This is a genomic window from Oceanobacillus sp. J11TS1 (genome assembly GCF_018333215.1).
Classification (GTDB): Bacteria; Bacillota; Bacilli; order Bacillales; family Amphibacillaceae; genus Oceanobacillus.
Window position 1 is genome coordinate 1 of record NZ_BORO01000026.1, and the last position, 21,488, is coordinate 21,488.

Consider the following 21,488-nt stretch of genomic DNA (forward strand, 5'->3'; position numbering starts at 1 on the left):
GAAAATCACACCTCTTTGTCGTATTTATATGGCAAGGAGGTTTTAATTTGAGTAAAAAGAGTTTCAAAATAACAATTCCATTTATCGATGAAGACGACGAAAGATTTATTGATGCTTTGGATTTGCAGACGGGAATTACATACGGATATTACGAACAAGAATTTGAACATATGAAACGACCTGAACATATGCAAGTGAAGGAATACGTCATGAAGCGCATGCATTTAATCAGATCGGGTGCTTATGATGACGAAAATACGGAGCCGCCTATGTATGTGCTGTTAGGTGATAAAGAGAGGTGAATCCCTCTCTTTATTTGTCTTCCATCTCATCAAGGCCATTTAATTGATTTATAGTCAAATAATTTTACTTCGAAACACGAAGGTTTGCAATTCGTTTGCAACAAGCCTTTTTGCATTAAAAAAGACAAGGGGAGAAAACACCTCAACCCCTTGTCTCTATTGACTTTGTTAAGCGCACCCAGAGGGATTCGAACCCCCGGCAAACCTGGTACCGGAAACCAGTGCTCTATCCAGCTGAGCTATGGGCGCATGTATATAATAAAAAACCACAAAACTTATTATACAGATATTTTTCATTTGAAACAAGTCTTTTTCTATAAATGTCCAAAGAAAGAATAGAAGGTAGGTTAACTTTTTGCTCATCTGGATGTTTATTATATGTTTAATCGGGTATCATGGATAAAGTAGAAAATTGGTGAAACCTTTTGTTTGACCTTTATTGACCAATAAGCTATTATAGAAAACATAGAAATTAATTCATCAGCCATGTTACGTGGCTACTTAAGGAGGATTTTTTTATGAATTTAGTACCTACAGTTATCGAACAAACAAACCGTGGTGAACGCGCATATGATATTTACTCTCGTTTATTAAAAGACCGAATTATTTTACTTGGAAGCGGCATTGATGATAATGTAGCTAATTCCATTGTAGCTCAGCTTTTATTCTTAGAAGCAGAAGATCCAGGAAAAGATATCTCTCTTTACATTAACTCTCCTGGTGGTTCAATCACAGCTGGTATGGCCATTTATGATACAATGAACTTCATCAAATCTGACGTATCTACCATTTGTATTGGGATGGCAGCTTCTATGGGTGCTTTCTTGCTTAACGCTGGTGAAAAAGGTAAACGTTATGCATTGCCTAACAGTGAAATTATGATTCACCAACCTTTAGGCGGCACACAAGGCCAAGCAACAGACATTGAAATTCATGCAAAACGTATTATTGAAATTAAACATCGTATGAATCGCATTATGTCTGAAAATACTGGTCAGCCACTAGAAGTCATTGAACGCGACACGGAGCGTGATAACTTTATGACTGCCGAACAGTCAAAAGATTATGGTTTGATTGACGCAATCTTAGAACGTAAATAATATATAGTAAAACAAGGCTAAGGTAACCTTAGCCTTGTTTTACTATATTGTTATATTTCGATCTGATGGAAGTGGTTTAATTGCTATATTCTATACTGCGCTATTACTTCTGTGAAGAATCAATGGATTTATATCTATCACCGATAATAAAATGAATGCTCTTCAAATAGAACGAACCCTTTTACAGTAATATTAATGAATTCTATATAACCGATTTAAGATAGTAAGATGGGTTCACGTAACGTGTTTATTTAAGCTCGTTTATGATAAAATAGATTTATAATTTCGAAATGAATAAAAGATCAAGGGAGTATCATTCTAACGCTGTTTATCCATGCATTGCTGTTTTTATAAAATAGATTCATTAATAATACATGTAAGGAGGATACGAATGGAAAACATCGTAAATATTGTGGAATCACAAATTATTGCCTCTGTGAAGTCACCTGAACATTTGCGACTAGCTGCTGACTCAAATTCAAATGTTGTATTCTTATTAACAGGAGACTTACTTTCAACAGCAAATTACTTGGATGTGCTTAAAGAAGCGAGAAAAGAAACTTTTTTACATATAGATTTTATTGAAGGTCTTTCAAATTCAAAAAATGCACTAGAGTATATTGCGAAAGCCTGGAAACCTAAGGGAATTATAACAACTAGAAATAGCCTGATTAAATATGCAAAAGAAGAAGGGTTAATGACGATTCAAAGAATATTTTTAATCGATAAAAATGCGATGAACAAGGGAATAGAAATGGCAGCTCAATACCAGCCTGATGCTATTGAAATCTTACCGGGACTTATGCCAAGTGTTATTGATGAATTAACTCGGAGGACAAACCTTCCGATTATAGCGGGAGGGCTAATCAGTAAAGAGAAAGAGATATTAGAGGGATTAGAAGCAGGAGCTTTAGCTATTTCTTCGAGTGATCCCGAATTGTGGAATATCGATGTTTAAGATACATATAGTAAATTAGATAGAATAAATATTTTTAAGTAGAAATGAATCCAATCTAATTAAAATAAATATTATATTACGAAAATTTAAAAACAATTGTTTACAAATATGAAAGCGTTTGCTATACTTATTATTAATTAAATAACTCTATATAGAAATAGGAGAAAATAGAGTTGGATAATTACCTTTCATTAGGAAAGGCGTGTCCAATTTTATATTTCTCCTATTTTTTGAGTTATTTTGTATAAACAAAGGAGGAGAATGTTGATGATACGTAACAGAGGTCAGCTAGTTATATCGGTATTATTCGTAGTTTTTATTAGTTTGCTCGCAGCATGTGCTGGTGATGACACGAGTGGAGATGCAAGTTCTAGTGGTGGAGGATCGATTACACTCTACTCTCCTGAGACTCCGGATTTAACAAAAGAATTGGCGGATAAGTTCGAGGAAATCCATGGAGATAAAGTGAATGTTGATTATGCAGGCACAAACGTACTTGTAAATCAAATGATTGCAGAAAAAGGAAATCCTCAAGCCGATGTTTGGTATGGCGGGGGTGGAATTTTGCCTTTTGAAGCTGCTGTAGATAAAGATATCATCACACAATATATCCCTGAGGCAGCGGAAGACTGGGAAGTTACTGAAAACGGCATTAAAATGAAACACCAAGATGATTATTATGTAGGTACTGAAATTTTTGTATTAGGCTTTGCTTATAACACAGCGTTAGTTTCTGAGGAAGAAGCTCCGAAAACATGGGAGGATTTATTAGATCCTAAATGGGAAGGTAAAATTCAATTTCCCAATCCTGCAGCTTCTGGTACATCAACGCTTATGGTATTAAGCTACATGATGCAACATGGTGAGGAGGAAGGATGGGAGTACTTTCAAAAGCTAACGGATCAAGCGAATTCCATGCCTGATTCTGGTTCTGGTCCAACAAAAGGGGTTGCTATGGGAGAAGCTGAAATAGCAATTGGTTTTGATTTCATGGCATATGAACTAAAAGAGAATGGGGAAGATGTTGATTTTATCATTCCGGATGAAACACCAGTATTAGTAAACCCTGTTACTTTAGTTAAAGACGGTCCAAATCCAGAAGGTGGCAAGAAATTTATGGACTTTATGCTAAGTGATGAGGCACAAGAAATATTAGCTTCTTGGAATCATATACCCATCAATCCAGAAATTGAATCACAAACGCCAATTTCTTTAGAAAATGTTCAAGAACATGCCATTGATTTAGACATCGATTGGGTAAACGAGAATTATGATCGTATTAGAAATGAATGGAATAATAAAATACAGTAAAGGAATGGTTTTATGGGCTCTGTTGTTGTAAAGCGGCTTACAAAGAATTTTTCTGGAGTAGATGTACTGCAGAATATTGAACTAGATATCCAAGAGGGTGAGTTTTTTGCCCTTTTGGGTCCTTCCGGATGTGGGAAAACTACAACAATGCGTTGTATAGCCGGATTTGAAACACCAACAAGTGGAGAAATAAGAATTGGTGACAAAGTAGTAAATAATATTTCTCCTCATCAAAGAAACTGCGGGATGGTATTCCAGAGCTATGCTTTATTTCCGCATATGAATGTTTTTGATAATATTGCGTATAGCTTGAATATCAAACATTTAAGAGACAGCAATATGTTTAAAAAAATTGGTGTTTATATCAGGATGCTTAATAGTAAAATAATCAAGTATCCACAGGACATAGAAGATAAGGTAAATAGTATATTAGAATATGTAGAGTTGAAGGATCATGCTAAAAAATTGACAGGTGAACTTTCTGGGGGCCAACAGCAAAGGGTCGCTTTAGCTAGAGCGCTAGTTATGGAACCCCAAGTCTTATTAATGGACGAACCTCTTTCAAACTTAGATCAAAAGTTAAGGCACTCCATGAGAAACACAATTAGAAGAATTCAACAGGAACTGAAGATTACAACAATCTTTGTTACCCATGATCAGGAAGAAGCAATGAGTATGGCGGATCGCGTGGCTGTCATGAAAGGAGGAGAAATCCTTCAAATTGGAACACCAACAGATTTGTATAGCAACCCTAAAACTCCTTTTATTGCAGACTTTGTCGGTACTTCTAATATACTTTCTGGAAAGGTAAGCAAGAAAGAAGATAATCTAACTTATGTAAAGGTTGGTAATTACGAAATTCATTCTACAATGAATACGGAACTTGAAGATGTACAGGTTGTTATTAGACCAGAGAATTTAATTGTGAAAGGCAAAGATGAATACACGATTGATAATTATTTTGAAGGTACGGTAGAAGTTGCAACTTATCTAGGTTCAACGGTTAGGTACGATATAAAAGTTGGTGAGAATAATTTACTAGTAGATACCGTATTTGAATCTGGAGATAAAATATTTGAAAATGGAGCAGAAATTAAGGTTGTAGTAGATCCTGAAAGGGTTTTGTTGTTATGAAAAAAATAAAAGAAAAACTTAGCGGGCTAGGCATCTTAAAATTACTAGTTTATGCATTTTTCCTACTGTTCCTGATAATTCCTTTGCTATCTATCTTTTTAGTAAGCTTTACGAACGAACCTATTAATATATTTGGCTCATTGATAAGCTTAGATACGATGCAAACCACAATAAATCAATTTAAAAACGCTACCTTTGACAATTTTACAGCTATTTTTCAAAATACAACTTATTTTACTTCTTTGAAGAACAGTTTGTATTTAGCGATAACTGTATCTTTAGTTGTTATGGTAGTCGTGATTCCCATTGCTTATGGCATTGCAAGAACAAAAATGCCTTTTAAGAAAACAATCAGTGCTTTATGCACTATTCCGTTAGTAGTGCCGACTTTTATTTCTGGATATTCTTTTATTATTATGTTCGGTAGATCAGGATGGGTCACTCAAATTTATCAATTTTTAGGTGGAGAAGGCCTTTTAATTGATCCTTATTCTATGGCAGGTATAGCAATCGTACAAATATTTTTCTTCTTCCCTTATGCATTATGGCCTATGGTAGCAGCATTTAAGGTGAGTGATATATCATTGGAAGAGGCTTCAAGAAATATGGGAGCGAAAAGCTGGATTACTTTTTCAACAGTTACAATGCCATTAGTGATCCCGGGAATTCTATCAACAGCATTAGTGATTTTTGCGGTTAGTTTTTCTGATTTTGGAACGCCGATCATTTTAGCTCCTAGTGACTTAAACTTAATTGTAGTAGAAGCATATAGAGAAATTTCAGGATTCTTTAACTGGGGTGGAGCGGCTATTCTTACAGTAGTCATGATTGCTATTGCAGGACTTGCTTATTGGCTGCAAAACTATTTTACAAAGAATATGAACTACGGTTCTGTTTCTGGAAAACCAAAGCAAATTAAATTAAGCGATAACAAGATGCTAACAGTTCCTTTGTTCTTATTTTCTGCTTTTGTAATTATTGTTCCAGTACTTTCGTTATTAACCGTATTCTTACAATCGATAGCAACAACTTGGGGAAAAGATCTTTTACCGACCGGTTATACGCTGTCCCATTATCAAACTATTTTCACGTCCTCCCTTGGAAACATTCAAAACAGTATTGTTCTAGCATTGGGAGCTTTAGTAATTAGTGTGGTAGTATCTGCAGCAGTAGCTTACTTTGTTGTAAGGCATAAATCCACTGCTCTTGACTTTGTTACAACAGTTCCGCTAATTGTACCAGGGATTGCAATTGGTATAGCTTTGATTCAAACCTTTAATACAGCGCCTCTACAACTTACAGGTACAGCATTTATATTAATTGTTGCTTATGCGATGCGGAGGTTACCTTATATGGTTCGATCGACAATGAGTACTATGAAATCTATAAAAACTGATATTGAGGAGGCGGCAATTAACTTAGGTGCTTCCACCTTTACTGCTTTATTAACAGTAGTAGGTCCTTTAATGCTACCTGGAATTGCAGCAGGATCCATACTTGTTTTTGTAACCGTTATCAAAGAAACAAGTATATCAATTTTAATGGCTCCTGCAGCCTGGGCACCAATGAGTTTGGCAATTTTCCAAAATGTTATGCGTGCTGAATACTATTCTGCAGCAGCGATGTCTATTATTCTCGTTGTAATTGTAGTTATATTCCAACTTATTGCTGAAAAGCTTACTAATAGAAGTGAGAAGAAGAGGTGAGAATATATTAGCGCATGAATAATAAGGATTGAAAAATGTAAGGTTATGTTAGTTAAAAAAGGTAAAAGAAACAATATGTTCGAGGCTTTGATATATCTATTCAAAACCTCGAACATAAAAAGTTAGCCTGAATATACTGCCTATAAGTTTCTAGGAAGAATGGAGCGGAGTAAAAAGTATAAGGTTAACATAAAATAACAGAAAATTATGTTAATAACAACTGTTGGTCAAAGCTTTTGGTATTAATTCTGCAGGAGGGTGACCAGTTTGAAAAATGGTTATATTTTTGATTTAGATGGTACCATTTATTTGGAAGATAGAGCAATTGAAGGAGCAAGTGAGACAATTAGAGCGTTGCGCGAACGAGGCGATAAAGTTGTTTTTCTAACAAATAAATCCATCGAAACAACTGAAACATATGTAAATAAGTTAAATGAGTTGGGAATTAAAGTAACAAAAGATACTGTGATTAATTCCAATATACTTACAGCCAGATATTTGAAAGCTAACATAGGAAATATAGATAAAGTAATGGTTATTGGAGAAGACCCTTTAATGAATGAAATAAGATCCCATGGTATAGAAGTATCGGATAATCCTGAAGAAGTAAAATATGTTGTATTGGGCTGGGATAGGGAATTTAATTATGATAAATTGAATCGTGCATTTCAGGCATGGAGAAATGGGGCAATTGTGATAGCTACGAATCCGGATCGTACTTGTCCAATGCGCGGGGGACAAATTCCGGATTGCGGGGCAATGATTGGAGCAATGGAGGGAGCAACAGGTGAAAAAGTGGAAATCATACTTGGGAAACCTTCTTTATTAGCTGCGAAATTTATCGTAGAGGATATTTTGAAATTGCCATCAAATAAATGTTATATGGTTGGTGATCGCTTAGAAACGGATGTGAAAATGGGGAATGATTACGGAATGAATTCCGTTCTAGTTCTTACAGGAATAACAGATAGAAGTATGGTTGAAACGACACCATTCAAACCTCATTACACGTTAAATAGTGTCAAAGATATTTTAAGTATTAAAACAGATGTAGTAGTTTAATAGGGATTTATATTTTACGTAAGCATATCTAATCGCACTATGTTCCTTTTATGCTTGATTAGATATGCTTATTTTTAATTTACTTCCTAATAAAGTTTGAACTGAAAATATAGTTATGGATGACACGTAGAAAAGATGAGGGATAATACTTTGAGCTACCAAACTCTAATCCCCATAAATCTCCCAAGCTAATTTCAAAGAGTCTACAATATAATCAGCTACTTCCTCTATGTCTTGATTATCTGTTAATACACGGGAATGATGCTGCTCATAAATAGGCTGCCGATCATCAAAAAGTTGTTTTATTTCATCGATGGTTTTCCCTTGCAAAACAGGACGGCTATCAATCAATAGGCCGATACGATCTTTCCAGCTATCCCAAGATAAATCGAGGAAAAAAATAGTTGTTGTTGCAAGACAAATATCTTGAATTTCTTTTTGCAGGAAAGCGCCACCGCCTAAAGAAATAACCTTTAAAGGCTTATGGCATATTTCAGAAATAATCTCTTTTTCGTGCTGGCGAAAGGTTGCTTCTCCATATTTTGCGAAAATATCTTTTGGCGGCATTTGAAATCTGCGCTCAATTTCTTCATCAATATCAATAAAATCCCGATATAATTTTTGGGCAACCCTCTGACCGATTGTTGTTTTTCCAACACCCATAAAACCGATTAATACAATACTTTGCTCTTTCAATGATCTTTGATTCACTTTATTTCCCCCTTGTTGCCCCACGTAGATTATCTTTCTTGTTGGTGTATTGCTTTTCGTGCTAACTGATCCGCTTTACTATTTTCTTTTTCAGGTATCCATTTAATAAATAGAAATGGAAAGTCCGCTGATGCAGCTTGGATAGTTTCCAGTAAAGGAAGAAACTGTTTGTTTTTAGTTCTTCCTTGATCAATAACTTCTGCTGCCACTTTTGAATCTGTCCGGAAAGATAGGATTTCTCCAGGAAAGTTTGTTTTGCATATTCTTAATGCTTCTATAATAGCGTGAAATTCAGCTTCATGGTTTGACATATATGGTAAAGGAACTGTATATTCCAACTTTTGTTCCCCTGATTTTATATAAATACCAGCACCGCTTTTTCCTGTATTCACGTTAGTGGCTCCGTCTGTATAAACTTGGATCAACGCGCGTCACCTCATTTAGTGAAGTATTGTTGTGCATTTCTAGATTCATCGTTTAAAGAAAATTGCATGAAAAAGAGATCGATGTTAATGAATCAAAGGGAATTTCCTTTATTCTTCATCGTGGTCATGTTTATCTTCCTCTTCATGATGCTTATGGTGTTCATGATCTTTTTCATCATGGGCATCTTCATCGGATGGTTCAGCATCACCAACGATTACCGTTTCTAAAGGCATCGCATGCTGTTCTTTTGCTGTTGTGTGTGCATACATTTCATAGACAGCTTCTTCATCAAAAGTAAAACTTGCAGTATATGTACCATTCTCTTGATGTACGCCCTCTACCTCAACGCTATCATCAGAATGTCCTTGTGTCCAAACCTCAAATAAAACCTCGTGCGCATCTTCAACCGGTTCACCGTCAAAGCTAACATGAGCGGTTAAGTCGATGGTTTCTCCAACCTCTACATGTTCGGGAACATCAAAATTTACTTCCAATGCAGCTAATTCTGGTAAATTAGTGTCGCCTTCTTTTGCTGTATCTGCTTCGTTGTTGGAGCAAGCGGTTAAAACAGCAATACATGCAATCAGGATAAAAAGTATTTTTTTCTTCATTATGTCCGTACTCCTTTCTTTACGTTTTTTTAAGCCTTTTTAAAAGATATAACCTTCACCTAGTATAGCATGACCAAGGAGAGGATAGGTTGAACAAATGATGACTTCTTTATTTCCAATTCAAGTATATCTCCACTATAATGAGGAGAGGGGGGATGGAGATGAAGTTAGTATCTTATCAGAAAGAAACAGGAAGTTCCTATCGAGTTGGGGTTTTGGTAGACTCCGAATCACTTGTAGATGTAGAAATGATTTCGAAACAATACGGGGAGAAGCAGCTTCCGGCAAGTCCGATTGATTTTTATACGCATGCAACAGAACATATTGAAACGTTGCAAGAAGTTCTTCATCTAGCAACAGACTATAAAAAAATTTCGCTTCAGGAAGTCCGTTTGGGAATGCCGCTTGGAAAAGCTAAAAAGGTCATTTGTGTTGGTACAAATTATCAGGAACATATTAATGAGATGAAAACAAAAATTCCTGATTTTCCCGTTTTATTTGCGAAATTTGATAATGCAATTATTGGTCCGGAAGATGATATTTTTTATCCTTCAATAACTGAAAAATTAGATTACGAAGTAGAGTTAACCGTAGTCATTGGGAAAACCGCCTCCAAGGTTAAAAAAGAAGATGCTTTTGGTTATATTGCCGGGTTTACACTGGCAAATGATACCTCTGCGCGTGATCTGCAGAAGCGTACACCGCAATGGCTGCAGGGGAAATCACTTGATCATACAACGCCTGTTGGCCCATGGATAGTAACGAAAGATGAAGTAAGTAATCCACACCATTTAAACATTCGCTCGTATGTGAATGGGGAGGTGCGCCAATCTTCCAACACGGAACATCTCATCTTTGATATTCCTTTTTTAGTTCACTTTATCTCCGAAATTATGACGCTTGAACCCGGAGATATTATTTTAACAGGAACTCCACATGGCGTTGGTTTTGCAATGGAACCTGCGGGGCTGCTTCAACCCAATGATCGGGTGAAATTAGAAATTGAGGGAATTGGGGTCATGGAAAATCAAGTCAAGAAGGTATAATGTAAGGAGCAAGTATAAAATACATCCTTTTCTGAGAAATTCATGGAGGTCAAGTCATGCAGCAAAGTTTAGTGTTAAAACAAGCGTTGTCCTGGAAAATGAATCAATCGCTACACCAATCTATTGAAATTCTGCAGCTTTCTGGTATTGAATTATACGACTATGTTCAAAAAATAGCGGAAGAGAATCCTTTAATAGAGGATATCCGTCCGATTGATCGCCAAGTGCTCTCCAAATTTCATGATGATACAAATGCTTTTGAAAATATGAATGCCTGGAAAAAGAGTATGTACGAGCAATTAAAAGAAAATATGTATATGTTGTCTATCCAGGAGGAAACGATAAAAGAAGCTGTATTGTTTGGAATTGATTCTTTAAATGAAAATGGTTATTTAGATATTACGTTAGAGGATTGGTCGGCACAATGCCAGCTTACGATGGAAGAAACAGAACAAGCTCTTTTTTATTTACAATCTCTTGAACCTCCAGGAATTGGGGCTAGAAACTTACAAGAATGTATCCGTTTACAGTTAAGAGAGATGGATTGTGATTTTCCGTTTTTAGATGATCTTTTTGAAAATAATCTTATTCTTATCGCGGATGAAGATGTAGGGGCTTTGGCTGAAACATATGAAATTACAGAAGAAGATGCAAAAAGGCTGATAACGAATATGAAGCTTTGCCACCCAAATCCTGGTAAATTATTAGAAGATACCGAGACTGAGTTTATTATTCCAGAAGCATCGGTTTTTAAAGAGGATGGGGAATGGCATTTATCTTTCTTTCACTGGTCAAGTCCCTCGATTCAAATCCGAGAAGACATCATGCGGATGGACATGCCAAAGGAAGGAAAGGAATTTTTAAAAGAAAAGAAAAAAGAGTTGGAGATGCTGGAACAAGCGATTCAATACCGTGGTAAAACATTAGAACAGGTTTTACGCATTATTGTAAATAAACAATTGCCCTTTTTTGAACAAGGAATAGCAGCACTGCAACCTTTAACCTTACAGGATATTGCAGATGCGTTGGATCTTCATGTTTCCACGATTAGTCGTGCCATTAGTCATAAGTATGTACAGACAGATTCTGGTATTCTTCAGGTAAAATATTTATTGCAGCGTGAAACCAGAAAAGGAGAAGGTGTTGCTCGGATAGTAGTAAAACAGTATGTAAAGGAAATTATAGATAAGGAAGACCCGACACAACCATTATCTGATGAAAAAATTCGCAGGAAGTTAGAGGAGTTATATCAGGTACGAGTAGCTAGAAGAACTGTTATGAAATATCGAGAAGAACTAAATATACCATCTTCCTCGAAGCGAAAAAGGAGTACAAGCTAAAGAGATGATTCAATTTTATACGAAAAATAATTGCCCTCTATGCGATGAGGCAAAAGCATTGTTAAACATGCTCAATACGGATAATATCCCAGTTGAAGAAATTGATATTTATCAATCGGATTCCTTATTAGAAGAATATCAATTAATTATTCCCGTTATAGCTTATAAAGGCAATAAAGTTTATGGAAACGAAATGAACATAGAAAATGTCAGCAGATTGCTACATGATTCATAAGAGAATGACACTCTCCAAGAACGGCTATGCACGTTTTTAGAGGGTGTTTTTTATTTGGTAAGAAAGCGAAATTCTAGTGTGCTTACTTCCTCATGGAAAAATCAAGGTGATACGAATTTTCCTTGTTTAAGTTGATTGGCAATGGGAATAGATAAAAGTGAAGGGTTTTTACGCTTAAAATGATACTGCTCCTATGATAGGATTCTTTTTACTTTGGATAAAACGGAAGTGATTTTTTAGAGTTTTTATTTGATTTTAGTATCTCGTATGTTATAATACAATTGATTTGGGACGCAGAATAACCACCTGGGACAATTTCAATCCCGCAAAGAGGAGAATGGTTTAAATGGAATCCATCATGGCCCTACAAAGAAAGATTGTTCCTGAATTGGTTAGTTTGATGCAAGAAAGGTATACGTTACTGCAACATGTACATTTGCATCAGCCAATTGGTAGGAGAGCATTAGCAGAAAGTACAAATTTAACAGAACGGCATGTTCGTGGAGAAATTGATTTTCTGCAGGGACAGGGACTAGTTGAAGTTACTTCAAAAGGTATGTTTATTACCAATGAGGGAAAAGTAGTCTTGGACCAGTTAGCTGCTTTAATTGGAGATTTATCTCGATTAGAAAATCTGGAAGACCAATTAAAACGTACTTTATCGATTGATAATGTTATTGTAGTGCCTGGTGACAGTGATCATGATCCCAAAATAAAAGCGGAGATGGGAAAAGCATGTGTGACTTATCTTCAATCTGTTTTACAAAAAAACAATACGATTGCTGTAACAGGAGGAAGTACCATTGCTGCTGTAGCAGATGCGATGAAGCCATTGCCTAAAGGAGCAAACGTCTTATTTGTTCCGGCTAGAGGAGGTATTGGTGAAAAAGTTGAGAATCAAGCATCACGTATCGTTTCAGAAATGGCAAGAAGATCAAATAGTCAATATCGAATGCTTTATGTGCCAGATCCCATTAGTGATTCCACATACGAAATGATTATTCAAGAACCCCATGTCATTGATGCTTTAGCTGTTATAAAAGCTTCAAACATTGTTCTGCATGGTATTGGAGATGCTTTACGTATGGCAGAGCGAAGAAAATCTTCCCAAAAAGTATTAGATTTATTAAAGTCGGAAAATGCAGTTTCAGAAGCCTTTGGCTATTATTTCGATGTGAATGGCCGCATTGTTTACAAAGTTAAAACAATCGGACTGCAACTGGAGGATATGGATGAATCAAAACATGTTATTACAGTTGCCGGCGGATCTTCAAAAGGAAATGCAATTAATTCGTACTTTAAACAAGGGAAGAGCAACATGTTAATCACCGATCAAGGTGCTGCAGAAAAGATATTAAGAGGATAACCTCTTTATATAAATAAAATTTTAGAACATTCTTAGGAGGAATTTAATATGGCTGTAAAAGTTGGTATTAACGGCTTTGGAAGAATTGGACGTAATGTTTTTCGTCAATCTTTAAAAAATGACCAAGTAGAAATAGTGGCAATCAACGACTTAACAGATGCTAATATGCTTGCACACTTGTTAAAATATGATTCTGTTCACGGTAAACTAGAAGAAGAAATCAGTGTAAATGGTTCTAACCTTGTAGTTGATGGAAAAGAAATTAAAGTACTTTCTGAGCGCGACCCAGCAAATCTTGGATGGGGAGATCTTGGCGTTGAAATCGTCATCGAATCTACTGGTATCTTCACTAAAAAAGAAGATGCTGAAAAACACATTCAAGCAGGAGCTAAAAAAGTAATCATCTCTGCACCAGCAACAAATGAAGATTTAACAATCGTAATGGGCGTTAACGATGATAAATATGATCCTGCTCAGCACAATGTTGTATCTAACGCTTCTTGTACAACAAACTGCTTAGCACCATTTGCTAAAGTATTAAACGATAACTTTGGTATCAAACGTGGATTAATGACTACTATCCACTCTTATACAAATGACCAACAAATCCTTGATTTACCACATAAGGATTATCGTCGTGCTCGTGCAGCTGCACAAAACATCATCCCTACTTCAACTGGGGCTGCTAAAGCAGTTGGGCTAGTATTACCAGAACTTAACGGTAAATTAAACGGTAATGCAGTACGTGTTCCAACTCCAGACGGTTCATTAACTGACTTAGTTGCTGAGCTTGATAAAGAAGTAACTGCTGAAGATGTTAACAATGCAATGAAAGAAGCTGCACAAGGACCGCTTAAAGGAATCCTTGAGTATACTGAAGATCCAATCGTTTCTTCTGATATCGTTGGAAACAGCCACTCTTCTATTTTCGATGCGTTATCTACAATCGTTATGGAAGGAAACCTTGTAAAAGTTGTTTCTTGGTATGATAACGAAATGGGCTACTCAACTCGTTGTGTAGACTTAGCAGTATTTATGGCTGAAAAAGGACTATAAGAAAATAAAGGACGTTCGTTGTAAGGCCAGCCTCTCCGAACGGAATAAATAGAGGAGGGAGCAATTCCTCCTCTATTTTCTTTTTCCTTTTTAAGAATAGATTTCACAAGTAGGATAACCCTATATCTTATATGAAATTTGTAAAGAGAAGCTATCTTTTCTGTAGAGGTTAGAGAAGGATATAGGCTTAAGTGGAAAGTTTAAGGGCAACCCTGCGCTTTAAAAGGCTTGGTTTGCCAAGTTTTCTTTAGAATTAGTAGTGAATCAAAATAAAATGGTATAATAAATAGAGCTACATATACCAAACTAGGAGGGATTTCGTTGAACAAAAAAACCATTGCTGATTTACAGGTAGAAGGTAAACGTGTATTTTGTCGTGTTGATTTTAACGTACCTTTAAAAGATGGAGAAATTACCGATGATACACGTATTCGTGCAGCCTTGCCAACGATTCGTGAGTTAACGGATAAAGGGGCAAAACTTATTTTAGCGAGTCATCTAGGTCGTCCTAAAGGAACGGTTGTAGAAGAACTTCGTTTAGATCCAGTAGCAAAACGTTTGAGCGAATTGCTAAACAAAGAAGTTACCAAAACGGATGAAGTCTATGGTGAAGAAGTTAATAAAGCAATCGAAGAACTACAAAATGGCGATGTTTTATTAATTGAAAATGTTCGTTTTGAAGCTGGTGAGGAGAAGAATGATCCAGAACTAGTTGATGCATTTGCTGAAATGGCAGATCTCTACGTCAACGATGCGTTTGGAGCAGCACACCGTGCACATGCTTCTACAACTGGAATTGCTACCAAGCTTCCGGCTGCAGCAGGTCTATTAATGGAAAAAGAAATCGAAGTCCTAGGTAAAGCATTGGAAGATCCAGCGCGTCCATTTACAGCAATCGTAGGCGGAGCGAAAGTTAAAGATAAAATTAATGTAATTGATAACTTGCTCGATAAAGTAGATAATTTGATTATTGGCGGCGGCTTAGCTTATACGTTTGTTAAAGCGTTAGGGCACGAAATTGGTAAATCATTATTAGAAGAAGATAAGATTGATTTAGCAAAAGAATTCATGCAAAAAGCAAAAGACAAGGGTGTGCAGTTTGTTTTACCATCCGATGTTGTCGTAGCTGATGATTTCGCAGAGGATGCAAATACGAAAATTGTAGATATCGACCAGATTCCTGCTGATTGGGAAGCATTAGATATCGGTACAAAAACGCGTGAAAAATATACTTCTATTATAAAAGATTCGAAATTAGTTATTTGGAATGGACCAATGGGTGTATTCGAATTAAATACGTTTGCTGGCGGAACGAAAGCAGTTGCAAATGCTGTAGCTGAAACAGAAGGATTCTCTGTTATTGGTGGAGGAGACTCTGCAGCAGCAGTAGAAAAATTCGATTTAGCAAGTGAAATGGACCATGTATCTACAGGTGGAGGAGCTTCCTTAGAATTTATGGAAGGAAAAGTTCTGCCAGGTGTAGATGCTTTAAATGATAAATAATATAGAATGGATGAGGTGAGCGCATGCGTAAAGTAGTTATTGCGGGAAACTGGAAAATGAATAAAACATTAGCAGAAGCGTCCGATTTTATGGATGCCGTTATTCCTAAGGCTTCAGGCGGGAATGCAGAAGCAATTGTTTGTGCACCTTTCGTACATTTACCTGCTCTTGTTGAAAAAGCAAAAGGTTCAAATGTGAAAGTTGCTGCACAAAACATGCACTTTGAGGAATCAGGTGCGTATACTGGGGAAGTTAGTCCAGTAATGTTAAAGGACTTAGGCGTAACACATGTTGTTATCGGACACTCTGAACGTCGCGAATATTTTGCAGAGACAGATGAATCTGTAAATCAAAAAACAAAAGCTGCTTTTGCACATGATTTAACACCAATTGTTTGTGTTGGCGAAACATTAGAGCAACGTGAAGCGAACGAAACAATGGATGTTGTAGGCAATCAGGTAAGAAAAGCATTAGCAGGATTGTCTGATGAACAAGTAACACAAACAATTATTGCTTATGAACCAATTTGGGCAATTGGAACAGGAAAAACAGCTTCTAGTGAGGATGCGAATGAAGTTTGTGCAAAAACACGTAAAGTCATTGCAGAAATTACTTCAGACGAAGTAGCAGATCAAGTAATTATTCAATATGGCGGAAGTGTAAAACCTGCGAACGTTGACGAACTGCTTGCTCAATCTGATATTGACGGCGCATTAGTTGGCGGTGCAAGTTTAGATCCTGAATCATTTGTTCAATTAGTGGAGGCAGGTACAAAATGAGTCAAGATAAATTAGCTGCATTAATTATCTTGGATGGCTTCGGTATCCGTGATGAAGAAAAAGGAAATGCAGTCAAGCAAGCAAAAACTCCGAACTTTGATCGTTATTGGAACACTTATGCACATAATCAGCTAACTGCTTCTGGGACTGCTGTTGGATTACCAGATGGCCAAATGGGTAACTCCGAAGTTGGTCACTTAAATATTGGAGCAGGCCGTATTGTTTATCAAAACTTAACTCGTGTTAATTTATCTATTAAAGATGGCGATTTTTTTGAGGTAGATGCACTTGTAGGTGCTGTTAATTATGCAAAAGAAAAAGGAAAAGCATTGCATCTTTTCGGTCTGTTATCTGATGGCGGGGTGCATAGCCATATCAATCATCTTTTTGCTCTATTAGAATTAGCGAAACGCCAAGGTTTAGAAGAAGTATATGTACATGCTTTTCTAGATGGCCGTGATGTTGGTCCGCAAACTGCTGGTGAGTTCATAAAGCAGACAGAAGATAAAATGAAGGAAATAGGCGTAGGTCAATTTGCAACTGTATCTGGTCGCTACTACTCTATGGACCGTGATAAACGCTGGGATCGTGTGAAAAAAGCATATGATGCCATGGTTTACGGAGAAGGACCTTCTTATCACAGTGCAGCTGAAGTTGTAGAGGATAGCTATAAAAATGAAATTTATGATGAATTTGTGATTCCGTCGGTTATTACAGATGAGAATGACAAACCTGTTGCAACGATTCAGGACGAAGATGCTATTATCTTCTATAATTTCCGTCCAGACCGTGCGATTCAGGTTTCAAGAACTTTTGCGAACGATGATTTCCATGATTTTGATCGTGGCGAGAAAGCTCCGAAGAATCTTGAATTTGTTATGATGACGAACTTCAGTGAAACAGTGGATGGACATGTTGCATACAAACCAGTTAACTTGGACAATACCGTTGGAGAAGTTTTAGCACAGAACAATTTGAACCAATTGCGTATTGCGGAAACGGAAAAATTTCCGCACGTCACTTTCTTTATGAGCGGTGGTCGTGAAAAAGAGTTTGAAGGTGAAAAACGCATCCTTATTGATTCACCAAAAGTAGCTACCTATGATTTAAAACCAGAAATGAGTGCTTATGAAGTAACCGATGCGTTATTAAAAGAACTTGATGCTGGGGAGCAAAATGCCATTATCTTAAACTTTGCAAACCCAGATATGGTTGGTCACTCAGGAATGCTGCAGCCGACAATCGATGCAATTGAAGCAGTAGATGAATGCTTAGGTAAAATTGTTGATAAAATTACAGAGTTAGGTGGACATGCTATTATTACAGCTGATCATGGGAACTCAGATGAGGTTGTGACATTGGAAGACAAGCCAATGACTGCACATACAACAAACCCAGTTCCGGTTATCGTAACAAAAGATGAAATTACGTTACGTGATGGCGGAATTCTAGCTGATTTAGCACCAACACTATTAGATTTACTTGAGGTAGAGAAACCAGAAGAAATGACTGGTTCATCATTAATTAAAAAATAAAAGGGCAAGTTCAAAATCAGTGGTCGGAAAAAGCTTCCTGCATTTGCTTTGTCTACCACAGATTTTGACAATAGCCAAAACAAAAAATAGCCATAAAAGGAGAGTATATTATGCCATATATTACTGATGTATACGCAAGAGAAGTATTAGACTCAAGAGGTAACCCAACTGTTGAGGTAGAAATTTTCACAGAATCTGGAGCTTTTGGCTCTGCCATCGTACCAAGCGGTGCTTCTACAGGGGAATATGAAGCTGTAGAATTGCGCGACGGTGACAAAAACCGTTATTTAGGAAAAGGTGTTGAAAAAGCGGTAGAAAACGTAAATGAAATCATCGCTCCTGAATTAATCGGTTTAGATGTAACTCGTCAAAACATCATCGACGCATTAATGATCGATTTAGATGGAACAGAAAACAAAGGGAAATTAGGCGCTAACGCTATTCTAGGCGTGTCTATGGCAGCAGCTCGTGCAGCAGCAAATCACTTAGAAGTACCTTTATACAACTATCTTGGCGGATTCAATGCAAAAACTCTTCCAACGCCGATGATGAACATCTTAAACGGTGGAGAGCATGCTGACAATAACGTAGATATTCAAGAATTCATGATTATGCCTGTTGGTGCAGAATCTTTCAAAGAAGCATTACGCACTGGTGCAGAAATTTTCCATTCCTTGAAAAAAGTATTAGGCTCAAAAGGCTACAATACTGCTGTTGGGGATGAAGGCGGATTTGCTCCAAACCTTTCTTCCAACGAAGAAGCTCTTCAAACGATTGTAGAAGCAATTGAAGCTGCTGGCTACAAACCTGGTGAAGAAGTAAAACTTGCTATGGACGTAGCTGCTTCTGAAATTTACAGTGACGGTAAATACAATCTTAAAGGAGAAGGCGTTGTACGTACTTCTGAAGAAATGGTTGACTGGTATGAAGAAATGATCTCTAAATACCCAATCATCTCGATTGAAGACGGCCTTGATGAAAATGACTGGGATGGCTTTAAAATTTTAACTGACCGTCTTGGCGATAAAGTACAACTAGTAGGTGACGACCTATTTGTTACAAACACTGCAAAACTTTCTCAAGGTATCGAAAAAGGGATTGGTAACTCTATCCTTGTCAAAGTAAACCAAATCGGTACACTTACAGAAACATTTGAAGCGATCGAAATGGCTAAACGCGCAGGTTACACTGCTGTTATTTCTCACCGTTCTGGTGAAACGGAAGATACAACTATTGCTGATATCGCAGTTGCTACCAATGCGGGTCAAATTAAAACAGGTGCTCCATCTCGTACCGACCGTGTTGCAAAATACAACCAGTTACTTCGCATTGAAGATGAACTAGCTGGCATGGGCGAGTATGGCGGATTAACTTCTTTCTATAACTTAGCTAATAAATAATACGTTAGTATGAGTGTATAACCCTCTATTTATGATGATAAAATCATTGTAAATAGAGGGTTTTTTATTATTTTAAAATTTGAGTATACAAAGAACGAAGAAGAAAAGTATTATCATTTTTCGATTAATAAAAGAACGGAAATTAGTAAAGATATCTTTACCTTTTATCGTATTTTTATTAAACTATGTGTAAAGATATCTTTACGATTTTTCAGACTTGATATGTCGGTTTTTGAGGAGGTGTTTACTATAGCAGTCATTAATCATATCCGTGAAATCCGCCGGAAAAAAGGGATAACGCAAATAAAAATGGCGGAGGATCTGCAGGTTACACGCCAGACAATGAACGCCATCGAAAAAAATAAATATAATCCGAGTCTGGAGCTGGCTTTAAAAATAATTGCCTATTTTGAAATGCCGATTGAGCAGGTGTTTATTTTAGAAGAGGAGGATGACAAATGAGTGTGGAAAATAACATGAAGAAAGGAAAATCTGTAAAAAAGTGGGCACCATTTTTTCGTATTATCGCTTCACTGGTTGGATGTATTTTGGGGGCATCTCTGTATTACTTTTTTCAAGGCGGAGAATTTCCATATGAAGTATTATTGGGCGGATTAACTGGAGCAATTATTTTAGCAATATTTGCATTTATTAAGTACAAACGTAAAAAAGATAATACTCCGGAAGCAGATGAAAGAGTAAAGCACAATATATTTCGTTTTTCCGCATACGCATCTCATATTTCTTTAGCTGTATTATTTTTAGGAATATTCATATTCAGTCTTCTCGGAGTTGAATCCGTATCCATTACGTATTTGTGGATTTTCTTTGTGGTTTATATCTGGGTTACAGGGATAGGAACTGTAATAGCAAGAAGAAGATGATGATAATCATCTAAGTGGGAGATCAAACAACCAGTAACGGCCCGATTGGTTCAAGGGCCTTTAGGGAGGCCGCTTTTTGGTCATACCTTTAGGTGCATGCCCTTGTGGTACTAGCAATCAGTAGGGGATGAAAGAACCCCCACTAATTGAAGTTTCACTTTATCCCTTTATTGCTTTAAACAACGTCCATCTGTCCTTTTCTACAATCTTTGTTATATAGTCACCAATAATAGATTGATCCATATAGTCGATTAAACGCTGTAACTCATTATCCGATAACTCATGTAAAATACTGCGTCCGGCTCTGGATTGAATGTCATCAAAGAGAGCTTCTTTGTTTTTATACATTTTCCTTATCTCCCATAGGCGGTGCTCTTCTATATTTTTAAAACCAGCTTGCTGAAGACTTAATTTTATATCATAGCTAGAGTGTCTCCGTTCCTTTTCAAATGCCTTTAGTGTCGGGAAAGCCTCAAAAAAGTAGCCGCGAATATGTTCGTTGCTACCTTCTAGTAAACAATCGTCCAGTGTGCGATCCTGGATAAGATAACAGCCGCCGCTTTTCAATACTCTATATGCCTCAGCAAATACAGAACGTAAATCTTTTATATGGTGGATTAATGCTCTGGATAATATTAAGTCAGCATTATCCGGCTCTAAGCTAGTATTATCTGCGTCATCATGCTGAAAGGTAATATTAGAATAATTGCTGCAGTTTTCCCTAGCTCCTTCTAAAATGGATTTGGAATAGTCAATGCCTAATATAGATGGAATCCCGATATCAGCCAAAGCTTTGGAATAAATACCGCCCCCGCATCCTATATCTGCAGCTAGTTGAATAGAATCCATATCAATCAGCTCTTTTATTTTCTCTTTCCATGCAGTATCTGCTTCACGATTTGTATAGCTGTACATATTATCTTTACTGTGAAAATCCAATGCATCTCCTCCTCAGTAATGTTATTATAATTGATTATAGCTTTACATGCTAATTAAATATAATATTGGTTTTTAATTGGACTA

Annotated in this window: 22 protein-coding genes and 1 tRNA gene; 18 read left to right on the top strand and 5 right to left on the bottom strand. The window is 36.7% G+C overall.

The window, feature by feature from the left end; genetic code table 11:
* Positions 1 to 47 precede the first annotated feature (47 nt).
* A complete protein-coding gene (locus KI343_RS16025; RefSeq protein ID WP_212927438.1) occupies positions 48 to 302 on the top strand; it encodes a hypothetical protein in 255 nt (84 codons plus the stop codon).
* 173 nt (positions 303 to 475) lie between these two features.
* Here the strand turns inward: KI343_RS16025 and KI343_RS16030 are convergent.
* Positions 476 to 551, bottom strand: a tRNA-Arg gene (locus KI343_RS16030).
* 269 nt (positions 552 to 820) lie between these two features.
* Here KI343_RS16030 and clpP point away from each other — a divergent pair.
* The 6 genes from clpP to KI343_RS16060 all read left to right on the top strand — a co-directional run bounded on the left by clpP (position 821) and on the right by KI343_RS16060 (position 7,573).
* On the top strand, positions 821 to 1,402 hold the full coding sequence (gene clpP / locus KI343_RS16035) for an ATP-dependent Clp endopeptidase proteolytic subunit ClpP (RefSeq protein WP_212927439.1): 582 nt from the start codon (positions 821 to 823) through the stop codon (positions 1,400 to 1,402).
* Positions 1,403 to 1,793: 391 nt separating this feature from the next.
* Positions 1,794 to 2,360 (top strand): glycerol-3-phosphate responsive antiterminator, encoded by a 567-nt coding sequence (locus KI343_RS16040; protein ID WP_212927440.1) that lies wholly within the window; start codon positions 1,794 to 1,796, stop codon positions 2,358 to 2,360.
* Positions 2,361 to 2,627: 267 nt separating this feature from the next.
* Complete coding sequence (locus tag KI343_RS16045) at positions 2,628 to 3,671, top strand: ABC transporter substrate-binding protein (RefSeq protein WP_212927441.1); 1,044 nt, start codon at positions 2,628 to 2,630, stop codon at positions 3,669 to 3,671.
* A gap of 12 nt (positions 3,672 to 3,683) precedes the next feature.
* Positions 3,684 to 4,805 (top strand): ABC transporter ATP-binding protein, encoded by a 1,122-nt coding sequence (locus KI343_RS16050; RefSeq protein WP_212927442.1) that lies wholly within the window; start codon positions 3,684 to 3,686, stop codon positions 4,803 to 4,805.
* On the top strand, positions 4,802 to 6,511 hold the full coding sequence (locus tag KI343_RS16055; RefSeq protein WP_212927443.1) for an ABC transporter permease: 1,710 nt from the start codon (positions 4,802 to 4,804) through the stop codon (positions 6,509 to 6,511). The genes KI343_RS16050 and KI343_RS16055 overlap by 4 nt, the downstream gene beginning before the upstream one ends.
* Before the next feature lie 267 nt (positions 6,512 to 6,778).
* Entirely contained in the window at positions 6,779 to 7,573 is a 795-nt protein-coding gene (locus tag KI343_RS16060) for an HAD-IIA family hydrolase (RefSeq protein ID WP_212927444.1), read from the top strand.
* Between the two features lie 165 nt (positions 7,574 to 7,738).
* Here the strand turns inward: KI343_RS16060 and KI343_RS16065 are convergent, their stop codons facing one another.
* The 3 genes from KI343_RS16065 to KI343_RS16075 all read right to left on the bottom strand — a co-directional run bounded on the left by KI343_RS16065 (position 7,739) and on the right by KI343_RS16075 (position 9,321).
* Entirely contained in the window at positions 7,739 to 8,236 is a 498-nt protein-coding gene (locus tag KI343_RS16065; protein WP_212927489.1) for a shikimate kinase, read from the bottom strand.
* 77 nt (positions 8,237 to 8,313) lie between these two features.
* Positions 8,314 to 8,709 (bottom strand): ribonuclease HI family protein, encoded by a 396-nt coding sequence (locus tag KI343_RS16070; protein ID WP_212927445.1) that lies wholly within the window; start codon positions 8,707 to 8,709, stop codon positions 8,314 to 8,316.
* A 108-nt stretch (positions 8,710 to 8,817) separates the two neighbouring features.
* The gene (locus KI343_RS16075) at positions 8,818 to 9,321 is read right to left on the bottom strand and encodes a FixH family protein (RefSeq protein WP_212927446.1); all 504 of its coding nucleotides are present in this window, start codon (positions 9,319 to 9,321) and stop codon (positions 8,818 to 8,820) included.
* A 161-nt stretch (positions 9,322 to 9,482) separates the two neighbouring features.
* Here KI343_RS16075 and KI343_RS16080 point away from each other — a divergent pair, with 161 nt between their 5' ends.
* From KI343_RS16080 to KI343_RS16130, 11 genes are all read left to right on the top strand, one after another.
* Positions 9,483 to 10,367, top strand: coding sequence for a fumarylacetoacetate hydrolase family protein (locus KI343_RS16080; protein ID WP_212927447.1), 885 nt, complete (start codon positions 9,483 to 9,485; stop codon positions 10,365 to 10,367).
* A gap of 56 nt (positions 10,368 to 10,423) precedes the next feature.
* Positions 10,424 to 11,707, top strand: a complete 1,284-nt coding sequence (gene rpoN / locus KI343_RS16085; RefSeq protein WP_212927448.1) for an RNA polymerase factor sigma-54 — start codon at positions 10,424 to 10,426, stop codon at positions 11,705 to 11,707.
* A gap of 4 nt (positions 11,708 to 11,711) precedes the next feature.
* Positions 11,712 to 11,942, top strand: coding sequence for a glutaredoxin family protein (locus tag KI343_RS16090; RefSeq protein WP_212927449.1), 231 nt, complete (start codon positions 11,712 to 11,714; stop codon positions 11,940 to 11,942).
* 346 nt (positions 11,943 to 12,288) lie between these two features.
* Entirely contained in the window at positions 12,289 to 13,308 is a 1,020-nt protein-coding gene (locus KI343_RS16095; protein WP_212927450.1) for a sugar-binding transcriptional regulator, read from the top strand.
* Between the two features lie 48 nt (positions 13,309 to 13,356).
* On the top strand, positions 13,357 to 14,364 hold the full coding sequence (gene gap, locus KI343_RS16100) for a type I glyceraldehyde-3-phosphate dehydrogenase (protein WP_212927451.1): 1,008 nt from the start codon (positions 13,357 to 13,359) through the stop codon (positions 14,362 to 14,364).
* A gap of 321 nt (positions 14,365 to 14,685) precedes the next feature.
* Positions 14,686 to 15,867, top strand: a complete 1,182-nt coding sequence (locus KI343_RS16105) for a phosphoglycerate kinase (protein ID WP_212927452.1) — start codon at positions 14,686 to 14,688, stop codon at positions 15,865 to 15,867.
* Positions 15,868 to 15,890: 23 nt separating this feature from the next.
* Positions 15,891 to 16,646 carry a triose-phosphate isomerase gene (gene tpiA, locus KI343_RS16110; RefSeq protein ID WP_212927453.1) on the top strand — a complete coding sequence of 252 codons (756 nt, stop codon included), beginning with the start codon at positions 15,891 to 15,893 and terminating at the stop codon, positions 16,644 to 16,646.
* On the top strand, positions 16,643 to 18,181 hold the full coding sequence (gene gpmI, locus KI343_RS16115; protein WP_212927454.1) for a 2,3-bisphosphoglycerate-independent phosphoglycerate mutase: 1,539 nt from the start codon (positions 16,643 to 16,645) through the stop codon (positions 18,179 to 18,181). Before tpiA ends, gpmI begins: the two co-directional genes overlap by 4 nt.
* Positions 18,182 to 18,291: 110 nt before the next feature.
* Entirely contained in the window at positions 18,292 to 19,581 is a 1,290-nt protein-coding gene (gene eno, locus KI343_RS16120; protein WP_212927455.1) for a phosphopyruvate hydratase, read from the top strand.
* 249 nt (positions 19,582 to 19,830) lie between these two features.
* Positions 19,831 to 20,043 (top strand): helix-turn-helix transcriptional regulator, encoded by a 213-nt coding sequence (locus KI343_RS16125; RefSeq protein ID WP_077602206.1) that lies wholly within the window; start codon positions 19,831 to 19,833, stop codon positions 20,041 to 20,043.
* Complete coding sequence (locus tag KI343_RS16130) at positions 20,040 to 20,465, top strand: hypothetical protein (RefSeq protein ID WP_212927457.1); 426 nt, start codon at positions 20,040 to 20,042, stop codon at positions 20,463 to 20,465. Before KI343_RS16125 ends, KI343_RS16130 begins: the two co-directional genes overlap by 4 nt.
* 159 nt (positions 20,466 to 20,624) lie before the next feature.
* Here the strand turns inward: KI343_RS16130 and KI343_RS16135 are convergent, their stop codons facing one another.
* Positions 20,625 to 21,404: a class I SAM-dependent methyltransferase gene (locus KI343_RS16135; RefSeq protein ID WP_280530146.1), complete on the bottom strand. Its 780-nt coding sequence runs from the start codon at positions 21,402 to 21,404 to the stop codon at positions 20,625 to 20,627.
* Positions 21,405 to 21,488 lie beyond the last annotated feature (84 nt).